This is a genomic window from Streptomyces sp. NPDC051963 (assembly GCF_044593495.1).
Taxonomy (GTDB): domain Bacteria; phylum Actinomycetota; class Actinomycetes; order Streptomycetales; family Streptomycetaceae; genus Streptomyces.
Genome location: NZ_JBIUCC010000010.1, coordinates 241,874 through 254,286, shown reverse-complemented (window position 1 = coordinate 254,286; position 12,413 = coordinate 241,874). Strand labels below are relative to the sequence as shown.

The 12,413-nt window shown below is 69.2% G+C and carries 9 protein-coding genes; 3 read left to right on the top strand and 6 right to left on the bottom strand.

Annotated features, from left to right (window positions below; all coding sequences use genetic code 11):
• Positions 1 to 31: 31 nt before the first annotated feature.
• Both ACIHFB_RS38095 and ACIHFB_RS38090 read right to left on the bottom strand, forming a co-directional pair.
• Entirely contained in the window at positions 32 to 1,495 is a 1,464-nt protein-coding gene (locus ACIHFB_RS38095; protein ID WP_400129291.1) for a glycoside hydrolase family 76 protein, read from the bottom strand.
• Between the two features lie 30 nt (positions 1,496 to 1,525).
• The gene (locus ACIHFB_RS38090) at positions 1,526 to 3,145 is read right to left on the bottom strand and encodes a glycoside hydrolase family 27 protein (RefSeq protein WP_400129290.1); all 1,620 of its coding nucleotides are present in this window, start codon (positions 3,143 to 3,145) and stop codon (positions 1,526 to 1,528) included.
• A gap of 246 nt (positions 3,146 to 3,391) precedes the next feature.
• On the opposite strand from ACIHFB_RS38090, the gene ACIHFB_RS38085 reads away from it, so the two are divergent.
• Positions 3,392 to 4,588 (top strand): glycoside hydrolase family 76 protein, encoded by a 1,197-nt coding sequence (locus ACIHFB_RS38085; protein ID WP_365282575.1) that lies wholly within the window; start codon positions 3,392 to 3,394, stop codon positions 4,586 to 4,588.
• Here ACIHFB_RS38085 and ACIHFB_RS38080 read toward each other — a convergent pair.
• From ACIHFB_RS38080 to ACIHFB_RS38065, 4 genes are all read right to left on the bottom strand, one after another.
• Positions 4,582 to 5,589, bottom strand: a complete 1,008-nt coding sequence (locus ACIHFB_RS38080) for a LacI family DNA-binding transcriptional regulator (protein WP_400129289.1) — start codon at positions 5,587 to 5,589, stop codon at positions 4,582 to 4,584. The two genes, ACIHFB_RS38085 and ACIHFB_RS38080, sit on opposite strands and share 7 nt — an antisense overlap.
• A 191-nt stretch (positions 5,590 to 5,780) precedes the next feature.
• Positions 5,781 to 7,079 (bottom strand): ABC transporter substrate-binding protein, encoded by a 1,299-nt coding sequence (locus tag ACIHFB_RS38075; protein WP_400129288.1) that lies wholly within the window; start codon positions 7,077 to 7,079, stop codon positions 5,781 to 5,783.
• Positions 7,080 to 7,122: 43 nt separating this feature from the next.
• A complete protein-coding gene (locus ACIHFB_RS38070) occupies positions 7,123 to 7,983 on the bottom strand; it encodes a carbohydrate ABC transporter permease (RefSeq protein WP_400129287.1) in 861 nt (286 codons plus the stop codon).
• A gap of 49 nt (positions 7,984 to 8,032) precedes the next feature.
• On the bottom strand, positions 8,033 to 9,007 hold the full coding sequence (locus ACIHFB_RS38065) for a carbohydrate ABC transporter permease (protein ID WP_400129286.1): 975 nt from the start codon (positions 9,005 to 9,007) through the stop codon (positions 8,033 to 8,035).
• Positions 9,008 to 9,219: 212 nt separating this feature from the next.
• On the opposite strand from ACIHFB_RS38065, the gene ACIHFB_RS38060 reads away from it, so the two are divergent.
• A complete protein-coding gene (locus ACIHFB_RS38060) occupies positions 9,220 to 10,557 on the top strand; it encodes a glycoside hydrolase family 125 protein (protein WP_400129285.1) in 1,338 nt (445 codons plus the stop codon).
• A gap of 37 nt (positions 10,558 to 10,594) precedes the next feature.
• On the top strand, positions 10,595 to 12,181 hold the full coding sequence (locus tag ACIHFB_RS38055; RefSeq protein ID WP_400129284.1) for a hypothetical protein: 1,587 nt from the start codon (positions 10,595 to 10,597) through the stop codon (positions 12,179 to 12,181).
• The last annotated feature ends 232 nt before the right edge of the window (positions 12,182 to 12,413 follow it).

Sequence of the window (12,413 nt, the reverse complement as noted above, 5' to 3'; positions counted from 1 at the left end):
AGGGGGCGGCGGCGCGGTTGCCCGGCATGCGTCAGTTCGCCGCGTTCATCAGGTCGAGGGCGCTCTGCTGGCGGGCGGCGTCGGTGGAGTCCAGGGGGCCGGCCCAGTGCAGCCCGTACGCGTCGAGTGCGTTGCGGTCGCTCGCGTACGCGGTGTCGGCCTGCCGCCGGATGTACGACGTGTAGGGGCGGTCGGACAGTCGGGCGTTGAAGGCGCTCAGCCCCCGGACGTACGCGCCCTTGAAGGACGGTCCGTCGCCGCCGCACCCGCCCGTCTCGCACGGCTCGCGCAGGATCCCGCCCGGGTTGAGGTAGGCGGAGGTGGTCGAGGCGTCCGCGATCTGGCGGCCGGTGGTGAGCAGGGCGGAGTCGCCGGTCGCCCGGTGCAGCTCCGACAGACCGCCGAGCAGCACGCCCTGGTTGTACGACCAGGTGGTGTCGCCGTTGTTGCGGCAGGTCGAGAGGTTGATGCCGTCGTTGACCAGATGGGAACTGTTGATCATCCCGGTGCCCTTGAACCACGCCCACTCGGCGTTGGCCCGCCCGAGATACACCGTGTCGCCCGCGATCCGGTTGTGCAGGGCCGCGTTCAGCTCCAGGTAGAGGGAGTTGGCGATGGCGTTCTTGTACGTCCTGGCCGTGCTCCACCACACGCCCCCGCCGCACGTCGAGTCCCAGTACCGCGCCATGTAGTCGGCGTCGGCGCGGGCGGTGTTGAGGTAGCGGCTGTCGCCGGTGAGGTCGTACGCGGCGACCCAGGCGAGCCCCCACCACCCCGTGTCGTCGATGTAGTCGTTGGTGAAGTTGCCGCCCTGGGCGGAGAGGTTGCGGTCGTAGGTGTTGGCGATGGCGTACTTGTAGCTGCCCATTCCGGTGACGCGGGCGTTGTCGATGAGGGCGGCCAGGGCGTTGGCCGAGTTCCACCAGCCGGTGGTGTCGAACAGGCCCGTGGCGTTGTTGTACGACTGCATCAGCGCCGTGGCCGCGGCCGTGGGGCGGTTGTACGCGTTCCAGGTCGTCCGGGCCCATGCGGTGCAGGCGATCTCGGCCCGGTCCCCCGCCTTGCCGCAGGCGCGCAGCGCGCCGACGCCGCGGTTGCCCCAGTCGTCGACGTTGTACATCAGGGTGCGCCAGCCGCTCTGGCCGGCCGGGATCGTGGTGTCGCCGAGCTTGCTGCCCGAGGCCCAGGTGCGGCCGCCGTCGAAGGAGCGGTCGAGCCAGACCTCGTCGCCGGCACTGCCGTTGCCGATCGAGGCCCAGCCCATCGCGTCGGTGTCGTCGAAGTGCAGCGCGATGCTGCGGGCGTAGACGGTGGCGGTGACCGGCTGCCGGTCCTGCGGGGACAGGGCGGGGTCACGGGCGTCGCAGTACTTGTTGCACACGGTCGCCTTGGCGGCGGCGACCGCCGCGCCGCCGGCCGGGACGAGAAGGGCGAGAACGAGGGCGGCGATCAGAGCGGCCCCGGCTCTTCGGATGCGTTCCGCTGTCGGTGTCATGCCGACTCCATGGGTGGGGGATGCGGGAGGTCAGCCCAGGCGCCATTGCTGGTTGGCGCCGCCGTTGCAGGTCCAGAGTTCGAGTTCGGTGCCGTTGACGTTGCCGGAGGCCTGGTCGCCGCCGGTGACATCGAGGCAGAGGCCCGACTGGGTGCCGGTGACGGTGCCGTCGGGGTTCAGGCTCCACTTCTGGTTGGCTCCGCCGTTGCAGGGGAAGAGCTGCACCTTGGTGCCGGCGGTGGTCCCGTTGTCGTAGGCGTCCAGGCACTGGGTGCCGCCGTAGAGGCGGAGTTCACCGGCGGCGGTGATGGTCACGGCCTGGTTGGCGCCGCCGCCGCAGTCCCAGATCTGGATCTTCGTGCCGGGGGTCGTCTGATTGTCGTAGGCGTCAAGGCAGCGGTTGGAGGAGGCGCCGACCAGGCGGCGGGTGGTGCCGACGCTGGTGCCGCTGCCCACGGACACCCGGTACATCACCGAGCCATGGCCGGGGACTCTGGCGGAGATGTTTCCGCTGGTGCTGCCGACGACTTTGGACCAGAGGTTGGTGAGCCGGTAGGAGGACGCCGCGGGGAGACCGGCCGCGGTGGCGGAGGTGGAAATGGTGGCGGCGGACGCGTTCTCGTTGAAGAGGAGCACCGACCGGTCGCCGTTCGCCAGCTGCTTGGTCAGCACATGGAGGCCGCCCGAGGAGGAGATCTCGGTGCCCTGTCTGCCCAGGGAGTCCTGGTCCACGGCGATGACGTCCCGGTTGCCGTAGAGGGAGAGGGTGGCGGCGGACGCCGTACGCATGTCGTTCCCCGCGATCAGCGGCGCGGCCATCTCGGCCCACAGGCTGAAGTGGGAACGGTCCTGATTGAACGACATGCCCCTGCCGACTTCCAGCATGTCCGGGTCGTTCCAGGCGCCGGGCTTGGCGTACGGGGCGAGCCGGACGTTGGCCTTGAAGATCGACACCACCGTGGAGAAGTTGAGGTTGATGTCGTCGGTGGTGCGCCAGCTGTTGCCGACGTCCGCACCCCAGGTCCACACGTCGGCGAGGCCCCAGTTGCAGAGGCTGTAGACGATGGGGCGGCCGGTGTTGGCCAGGGCGTCGCGCATGGCGGTGTAGCGCTGCCGGTCGGGCACGTTCTCGTGGTTGCAGTTGTCGTACTTGAGGTAGTCGACGCCCCAGGAGGCGAAGCTGTCGGCGTCGGTCTGCTCATGGCCGAGGCTGCCGGGGTAGCCCTGGCAGGTGGCGCTCCCGGCGCTCTCGTAGATGCCGAGCTTGAGGCCCTTGCTGTGGACGTAGGCTGCGGTACCGCTGATGCCGCTGGGGAACTTGGCGGGATCCGGGACCAGTTGGCCGGCGGAGTTCCGGGACCGGGTCATCCAGCAGTCGTCGATATTGACGTACTGGTACCCGGCGTCCTTCAGACCGGAGGAGACGAGGTGGTCGGCGGTCTCCTTGACCAGCTGCTCGCTGACGTTGCAGCCGAAGGCGTTCCAGTCGTTCCAGCCCATCGGAGGCGTCCTGGCCAGACCGTTCTCGAGCGCATCGGCCCGGGACGCGGCGCTGAGGACGAGCAGGGGCGGCGCGAGTACGAACAGCAGGAGCAGCGCGAACGCGGCGCTCAGTGATCTCGGGCGTCTCAACGGTCTCAAGAGTGTCATCGGTCTCAAGGAGATGGTCATGTCGATGTCTCCTGCGTGCCGTGGGGGGCGGCCAGGACAGCCTGTCCAGGACCATGGAAACGTAACCATCGAGAAGGTCCCATCACTCCCGCACACGCGTCAATGGTCCGGACCATGACCATCATCGGCGCCAACCACTGGTGCTGTTCGGACCGTTGACGACTCCACAGCGCCATGGCAACGTTTCCATCACCCCAGCACCGGCATCCGAATGGAGACGTTCCCATGCGCAGGTATCCCTCCCGCCGGGCGCTGGTCGGCTCCGGTCTGACGGCCGCGGCCGCGATGGCGGCCTCCTCCACCACAGGCGCGGCCACAGCGGACAGCACCCCTGCGGAAGAAGCGAAACACCGGTCCCGCGCGCTGTCCCGCGCCAGAGCCGCCTATGCCGCCCTGGAGAGACACCTCGGCACGTCAGACGGATCCGGACTGGTCCGCGAGCAGTATCCGGCGGCCCCGGACGACAGGCCGTACTCCTACGAATGGCCCTTCTCCCAGGTGCACATCGCGGCGCTGGACCTGGCGGCGGTGGACACGGCGTACGAGTCGCACCTGACCGCCTGCGCGAAGGCCCAGGAGCACTACTGGAACGCCGGCGGAGGCACTACCGGGCTGCCCGGCTACGACTCCTACCCCCGCGCCCCGTACGGCTCGGGCGGCGACATGTTCTACGACGACAACGAGTGGGTCGGCCTGGCGAAGGTCCAGCGCCATCTGCAGACCGGTGACCCCGCCGCGCTGGCCCGCGCGAAGGAGATCTTCGAACTCGTCAGCTCCGGCTGGGACACCGACCCCTCCCACGCCGCGCCCGGGGGCGTCTTCTGGACCCAGGCGACCTGGAGCCACGACCGCAACACCGTCTCCAACATGCCGGGCGCCCAACTCGCCCTGCGCCTCCACCTGATCACCGGTGAGGGCGGCTACCTGGACTGGGCGAGACGGTTCTACGACTGGACGAACACCCATCTCCAGAGCCCCGGCGGCCTGTACTGGGACCATCTCGACCTCCAGGGCACGATCGAGAAGACGGTCTGGTCGTACAACCAGGGCGTGCCGGTCGGCGTCAACGTCCTGCTCCACCGGGCGACCCGTGAGCGCGTCCATCTGCGCCGGGCCGAGCGGATCGCCGAGGCCGCGTACGCCTACTACGTCGAGCAGGGGCGGCTGTTCAGCCAGCCGGTGTTCTTCAACTCGATCTTCTTCAAGAACCTGCTGCTCCTGGAGTCGGTGACCGGGGGCAGCAGATACCACCGCGCGATGTCCGACTACGCCGACCAGGTGTGGTCCACCATGCGCGATCCCGCGACCGGACTGGTGCACTTCAACTCGTCCGGCGGCACGGAGGCGATCCAGCAGGCGGCCTTCGCACAGCTCTACGCGGTGCTCGCCTGGCCCCGCGCCCTCTGGCCGACGCTCTACTGAGACTGGGGCTCGGGCCGAGGAACCAACTCCCCCGTGCCGCGGGCGATCAGCCGTACCGGCAGCACGGTCCTGCGGTACGGGGCAGCCTCGCCGTCGATGCGGTCGATGAGCAGATGCGCGGCCCGGCGGCCGAGTTCCTCGGTGTCGGAGGTCACCACCGTGACCGGGGTCGGGAGCATGTCGGCCAGCTTGAAGTCGTCGAACCCCACCACCGCGACGGGCGCCCCCAGTCGCTGGCTCGCCCGCAGGACGCCCTCGGTGAGGAAGCCCGTGGTCGAGAAGATCGCCGTTGGAGGTCGCTCCGACGTCAGCAGGGCGTGGGTGGCGGCTGAGGCGTCGTCCGTGGTGCCGCGCCGCAGGGTGACGACCAGGTCTTCGTCGACGGGGATGCCGCTGCGCCGCAGGGCCTTGCGGTAGCCGCGCAGCCGGCGACCGGTGGTGTAGTACGAGGGCGCGACGAGGATCGCGATCCTGCGGTGGCCGTGGTCGATGAGGTGCTGGGTCGCCGCCGCTCCCCCGCCTTCGTTGTCCACCACGACGACGTCCGCCTCGGCGCCGGTGGCGGGCCGGTCGACGAAGACGATGGGCACCTGGTCGTGGGCGTTGACCTCGTCGAGAAAGGCGTGGTCACCCTGGTCGGGCACGATGATGAGCCCGGCCACCCGCCGTCCGATGAGCTCGCCCACCGCACGGCGCTCGACCTCCGGGTCCTCGTCGGCGGTGCTGAGGACCACCGCGTACCCGGCCCGGTTGGCCACGTCGACGGCCGCCTTGGCCAGGGACGCGTAGAACGGGTTGGTCAGATCGCCGAGCAGCAGTCCGACGGTCATGGAGGTCTGGCCGGGGCGGAGCGACCGCGCGATCTCGTTGCGCTGGTACCCGATGGCGTTGATGGCGGCGTTGACCCGCTCGGCCGTCTCCTCACGGACGGTTCCGATGCCGTTGACGACGCGCGACACGGTGACGACGGCGACTCCGGCCCGCTCTGCGACATCGCGCATCGTCGGCCTGGTGTTCTGGCGCTGCGGGGAACGACTGCTCACGTGGTGCCGAGACCAACTTTCTTCGCCGGGCGGCCGGGTGATCGCCCTCAGGATACGTTTCAAGGTCCCCACGCGTGCCCCGGTCGACAGGGCGGATTCACGGGTTGACCGGGGCTGCGCGTGCGCACCGTTCGAGCCTGCGGACCGTCCTAGCCGTTGCTCTTGATCACATCGTTGATCTTGTCCGTCATGGTCTTCAGATCGGACAGCGGCTTCTTGCCCTGGAGGATGTCCGGCCAGTACGCCGTGATCACGTCGTTGGACTGGCTGGCCCAGGGTGTGGTGAAGCGCACGCCCATGGTCAGCGAGGCGTCCAGGTCCGCCTTGACGGTGGACGCCACGGTCGTCAACCCGGCCTTGTCCAGGGCGTCGTAGTAGGCCTGCTGGGCGCCGGTGTAGGCGGGCACGGCCACGGGCGAGTCCGGGAGGACCTTGGTCCACACCGTGGAGTTGAGGTATGAGAGGACCTTGAAGGTGGCGTCCGCGTTCTGGGTGTACGACGGGGTGCAGATGCCCACCGCGTCGTACAGGGTGGCCGCCTTGTCGACCTGGGGCAGGGGCGCGAAGCCGTACTTGATCTTCGGCTTGTCGGTGAGGAATCCGGCGGCCAGCCACTGACCGCTCCACAGCATCGGGATCTCCCCCGCGGCGAACAGCGACTGCTGGCTGGAGATGTCGTAGCCGGGAGGGGCCACGGCACCGCTCTTGATGCCCGCCACGAGCTTGCCGACGCCCTCGGTGTAGGTCGCGTCCGCGGTCACCTCGGTGGGCTGGTGGACGCTGTCGGCGAAGGGCGCGCCGCCGGCCGACAGGGAGTAGAGGCTGAGGCTGAAGGGCGCGTCCAGAGCGGTCATGGCGTCGGCGACGAGGCCGTACTTGGCGCCCTTCTGGTGCAGTTTCTCGGCGGCCGCGTACATCTCGTCCCAGGTCCAGCCGGCGGCCGGCAAGGCTACTCCGGCGGCCTTGAAGGCGTCGATGTCGTACCAGATGCCGTAGGTGTTCATCAGGGAGGGGACGCCGCCGATCCTTCCGTCGGCGGTCTTCCAGTTCTTCATGGCGGTGGGGTCGAAACTGCCGGCGGTGAAGTCACCGGAGCCCGACAGCTTTTCGGACCAGTCGGTGAGCAGGCCCTGGCCGGTGTACTGGAGTTCGGTGTCGTTGCCGCACCAGAACAGATCGGGCAGCTTCTTGGCCTGGGTGAGGGAGGCGAGCTTGTCCCCGTAGTTGCCGTTGGGGGTGTCGATGCGCTTGACCGTGATGTCGGGGTCGTGGAAACCGGCCAGGGCCTGGTCGATGAGCTTGTTGGTCGCGTTCGACTCCCAGGTCATCACGGTGACCGTGGTCTTCCCGCCGGACTCCTTCCCCGAGGAGCCGCCACAGGCGGACGTGGCCAGCAGTCCGCCTGCCACCAGCAGGGCTCCGGCGACGTGCACTGTTCGTTTCAACATGGCCTCCGGGTACGTGGTTCGGGTCGGCCGACCTCGGTACGGGTCAGCGCTGGTTGACGGTGCCCAGTGCGCTCAGGCCTTGGATGAAGTAGCGCTGGGCCACGAAGAACACGGCCAGTGGGGGGAGCATGTAGAGCAGGTTGGCGGCCATGTAGAGGTTCCAGTCCGGGGTCTGGCCGGCGAACTGGGAGACGAACGAGGCCATGCCGACGCTCAGCGGCCACTTCTCGGACGAGTACAGGTAGATCAGCGGGTTGAGGTAGTCGTTCCACGAGAACTGGAAGGCCAGGATGGCCATGGTGATCCAGGCCGGCCGGGTGATGGGCAGCATGACGCTGAAGAAGATCCGGATGTGTCCGGCGCCGTCCACCTTGGCGGCCTCGTCGATGGAGTGCGGCACCGAGAGGAAGTACTGCCGGGCGAGGAAGATGAACAGCGGATTCCCGCCGAGGAAGGCCGGCACGATCAGCGGCAGCCAGGTGTCGTACCAGCCGATGTCCTTGAAGAGCTGGAACAGCGGGATGATGCCGACCACCGGGGGCAGCATCATGCTGCCGACGAAGACGTAGAACCAGAGCCTGCGGCCCGGGAAGCGGAGCCGGGCCAGGGCGTATCCCGTCATCATCGAGGTCATGACCCCGCCGAGCACCGACAGGCCGGTGATGACAAGGGAGTTGAGCAGCAGGCGGGGGAAGTGGATCGCCTTCGGCCCGTCGATGAAGTTCTCGAAGTGGAACTCGTCGGGCAGCAGCCGGGGCGGGACCTGGAAGACCGCCGAGCTGCCCTTCAGGGCGATGGTGAGCATCCACAGGATGGGCAGGACCATCACCGAGGAGATCAGCAGCGCGACGGCGTACCAGGACGCGGTGCGTACGGCCTTCCGGGGCGGCCGGGGCACGTTCACGGCGGGTGTCGGTCGCGGGGACGGCGCCTGCTCCGACGCCGTCGCGACATCAGGAGGCGTGGTCACTGTAGGTCCAAATCGATGAGAAGCGGGCGGTGGCGGCGATCACGACGACGATGACCAGGAAGAGCACCCACACCTGGGCGGAGGCGTAGCCGAAGTCGGCGACCCGGCCGAGCGTGGGGAAGCCGTTGTTGTAGATCGACAGCATCAGGACCCTGGTGCTGAAGCCGGGTCCGCCGAGGCCGTCCGGCGAGAGGATCTTCGGCTGGTTGAAGGTCTGCAGTGCGGTGACCAGTTGGAGCACGACCTGCAACACCATGATCGGGCTGATCAGCGGCAGGGTGATCCGGAAGAACACGGTCCCGGAGCCCGCGCCGTCGATGCGGGCCGCCTCATAGAGCTCGGTGGGCACCGCCTGGAGCGCGGCGAGGAAGATGATCATCGTGGAGCCGACGCTCCACAGCATGACGATCACGATCGACGGCATCGCCGAGCCCGAACCCGACAGCCACTCGCTGGTCGGGAGGTGAAGCCACGTCAGCACCTGGTTGGCCAGGCCGACTTGAGGGTTGAAGACGAACTTCCAGAGGGTGATCGTGGCGACCACCGGCAGCACCACCGGCAGGTAGACCAGGGTGCGCAGGACACGCACGCCCCGCATACGCCGGTTGCAGAACACCGCCAGCGCCAGCCCGATGGCCAGCGACAGCGGCACGTACAGGACGACCAGCAGCAGGGTGGCGCGCACCGACGGCCAGAACGACGGGTCGGTGGTGAACATCCGGCGGAAGTTGTCGAGGCCGACGAAGGTCGGGGCGGTCAGGCCGTTGTAGCGCGTCAGCGCGAAGTAGGCCGAGCGGATCAGCGGGTAGACGACGAAGACCGTGAAGCCGACGATCGCCGGCGCCATGAACGCGTACGCGGCCCGGGTGTCCGACCCGAGTTTCCCGCGCCGGCGCCAGGGGCGGCGCGGTGACGGACGCGGGGGTGGGTGCAGCTGCCCGTCCGGAGTGGCTGTCACACGCGTTCACCTTCTCCTCTTCTCCCACGAGGAGTTGGCGAGGACGCAGACCGGGGCGGACCCGACCGTCTGGTGGTCTCCAGCTCCTTCAAGGTAACGTTTCCATTCCCTGTTGATCACACGGTGGCGCACGCCATATGAGGGAGTCAAGAGGCGCGATGGTAACGTTTCCCGGATCAACGTCCGGCACAGTGTGGGCAGTTCCGGAGTCGTTGAGGACGCTCGGACGAGGGCTGGCCTCCGAGTTGCGGGGCAGCCCGGCAGCGGACATCGTCGAGAGTTGCCTGACCAACACATGGACGACGTCGATGAGTTGGGGCACCGATCCGACGGGACCGTCGTCGCAAGTCCCGGAAGTCTTCGTCAGGACCGGGGACATCCCGGCGATGTGGCTGCGGGACAGCACGGCCCAGGTCCGCCCCTACCTCGCCCTGGCCAAGGACCCGGCGGTCGGCGACGTGCTGGCCGGCGTCTCGCGTCGCCAGATCCGCTGCGTCCTGCTGGACCCGTACGCCAACGCCTTCAACGACGGCCCCACGGGCGCGCACGGCGAGCCCGGCGACCGGCCCGCACCGGGCGACTGGGTGTGGGAGCGCAAGTACGAACTCGACTCCCTCTGCGCGCCGTTGCAGCTGGCGTACGCGATCCGGCGGGCGAGCGGTCGTGAGGACCATCTCGACGACGCCTTTCACCGCGCCGCCTGGACGATCGTACGGATCTGGTGGGCCGAGCAGTCCCACACCCACTCTCCCTACTGGTTCATCCGGCCGTCCGGCCCCTTCGCCGGGGACAGCCTTCCCCAGGGCGGCCGGGGAGCCAGCGTCCGGCGGAACGGCATGACGTGGTCGGGCTTCCGGCCGAGCGACGATCCTTGCCGGCACGGCTATCTCGTCCCGGCCAACGCGCTGGCGTCCACGACCCTGCACGGGCTGGCCGAGCTGGCCTCGTCCGCCCTCCGCGATCCGGAACTCGCCCAGGAGTCACGGCGGTTGGCCGACGAGATCGACGCCGGAATCCTGGCCAACGCGGTGGTCAAGGCCGGCGGTGCCTCCGTCCTCGCCTACGAGGTGGACGGCCTCGGCGCGGTGCTGCTCGGCGACGACGCCAACCAGCCCAGCCTGCTGAGCCTTCCCCTGAGCGGCTGGTGCACACCGGAGGACCCGCTCTATCAAGCGACCCGGAATCTGGTGCTCTCCCCGTCCAACCCGTCGTTCTTCAGCGGCCGTCACGCCGCATCCATCGGCAGCACGCACACTCCGGACGGTCACGTCTGGCCGCTGGCGATCGCCACCGCCGGTCTGACCGGCGACGAGAACGCCGCGGCAGAGGCCCTTCAGACACTGGCGGCCACCACCGCCGGCACCGGCCTGATGCACGAGAGCTTCCATGTCGACGACCCCGGCCGCTACACCCGGGACTGGTTCGGCTGGGCCAACGCCATGTTCTGCGAACTCGCCCTCGATCTGTGCGGGAGCGGCGTGCGGGACCTGTTTCCCGTACACCCGCGGACACTGCCCGCCGCGCCGATCGCGAACAGCGGGCCCGCCTGACCGGCACCGTCGCCGTCCCCACCCCGAGGAGTCCGCCGTGCCGCACCTGCCCGACGCCGTCCACGTCATGACCGACGACACCCGTCCGCACCCGGCGACTTCGACCACCGAAGGCGCCTGGACGGTACGCGGCACCCGGGTCACCGCCGAGCGGACGGCCGACGGTCTGCGCGTGTGCGCCCGCGCAGGCGCCGAGGGCCTGTCACGGATCGTGCTGCGCTGGAGGCATCGCACACCCGATGACGCACGGATCCTGGGAGATGCCTGGGAACGCGGCTACGGCGACCTTCAGTGGCGCACTCTCCAGCCGGAGCGCGCTCTGCCCTGGTACGCCCTGATCACCGGCGCATCCGGGGAACCGACGACCGGGTGGGGTGTGCGGACCGGAGCCGGCGCTCTGTGCTCCTGGACGGTCGACGAGAGCGGCATCGCCCTCTGGGCGGATGTCCGCAGCGGCGGCCTGCCGGTCCTGCCGGGCGAACGCGAGTTGGACGTGGCCACGGTGGTGACCGCCACGGCCCCGACACCGTTCGCCGCACACGAGACCCTCTGCACCGCCATGAGTCCGGACCCGCTGCCCTCCCCCGACCCCGTCGTCGGCAGCAACAACTGGTACTACGCCTACGGACGTGGCTTCGGCCCCGACGCGGTTCTGCGTGACGCCCGGACGGTCGTGGAGTACGCCGACGGGCACCCCGTCCGCCCGTACTGCGTGATCGACGACGGTTGGACCGAAGGCGGCGGATCGGCGCCCGGCGGGCCCTGGGACACCGGACTGCCGGGCGTGTTCGACGGCATGGCGGACATGGCGGCTCGGATCACGCAGACCGGCGCCCGGCCGGGCCTGTGGTTCCGGCCGCTGCTCTCCCGGACCGAGACCGCGGCTGTCCGGCCCGGCGTGCTGAGGGACACCGGTTTCCCTCTCGACCCTTCCCTGGACGTGGCATTGGAGACGGTCGCCGAGGACGTGACCAGGTTCCGGCGGTGGGGGTACGAACTGATCAAGCACGACTTCTCGACGTACGACGTGTTCGGCCGGTTCGCCGCCGACTCCCCGGCCGAACTCGCCTCGCCGGGCTGGTCGTTGGCCGACCGGTCCGTCACAAGCGCCGAGATCCTGGTCCGGCTGTACCGCACGATCGCGGAGGCCGCCGGGGACACGGTGGTGATCGGATGCAATACGGTCGGTCATCTGTCCGCGGGGCTGGTGCGGGTCCAGCGGTCCGGCGACGACACCTCGGGCCGCAGCTGGGAGCGGACCCGGCGCATGGGCGTGAACACCCTGGCGTTCCGACTGGCCCAGCACAACAGGTTCTTCACCGTGGACGCGGACTGCGTGCCCTGCACTCCGCAGACGGACTGGAATCTCAACCGGCAGTTCCTGGACCTGGTTTCGCGCTCCGGTACCGCCCTGTTCGTCTCGGTGGACCCCGCCGCCCGCACGGACCGCACGGACACCGACCTCTCCGCGGCCATCAGACATGCTCTGAACGGCGGAACGCCCGGTGGCGTCGAACCCCTCGACTGGCTGTCCACCACCGCTCCTCGCCGCTGGCGGGCCGGTGCCGAGACCCTCGTCTACGACTGGGCCGAACCCTGGGGAGCGACCCCGCTGGCGGTCTGAGTCCAGGGACGGCTACGGCGTGATGGTGAGGCCGCCGTAATCCGAGAGGCTGGTGAGGTTCACTTGGCTCAGTGTGGTCGCGGGTGCCGTGCTCCCCGGCATCACGATGTGGCGCAGGGCGACCCCGGTGATGGGGGCGCCGACGATGCGTCACTCCAAGCGGGCCGGACATCGACGTCAAGGACATGACAAGTCAATGGGGAGGCCGCTCTGCCTCGCAGGAGGACGCCCT

Bases quoted from the DNA above. Each gene is read 5' to 3' on its own strand.
- ACIHFB_RS38075 (WP_400129288.1), bottom strand. From the start codon at position 7,079: ATGTTGAAACGAACAGTGCACGTCGCCGGAGCCCTGCTGGTGGCAGGC.
- ACIHFB_RS38095 (WP_400129291.1), bottom strand. From the start codon at position 1,495: ATGACACCGACAGCGGAACGCATCCGAAGAGCCGGGGCCGCTCTGATC.
- ACIHFB_RS38090 (WP_400129290.1), bottom strand. From the start codon at position 3,145: ATGACACTCTTGAGACCGTTGAGACGCCCGAGATCACTGAGCGCCGCG.
- ACIHFB_RS38080 (WP_400129289.1), bottom strand. From the start codon at position 5,589: ATGCGCGATGTCGCAGAGCGGGCCGGAGTCGCCGTCGTCACCGTGTCG.
- ACIHFB_RS38085 (WP_365282575.1), top strand. From the start codon at position 3,392: ATGCGCAGGTATCCCTCCCGCCGGGCGCTGGTCGGCTCCGGTCTGACG.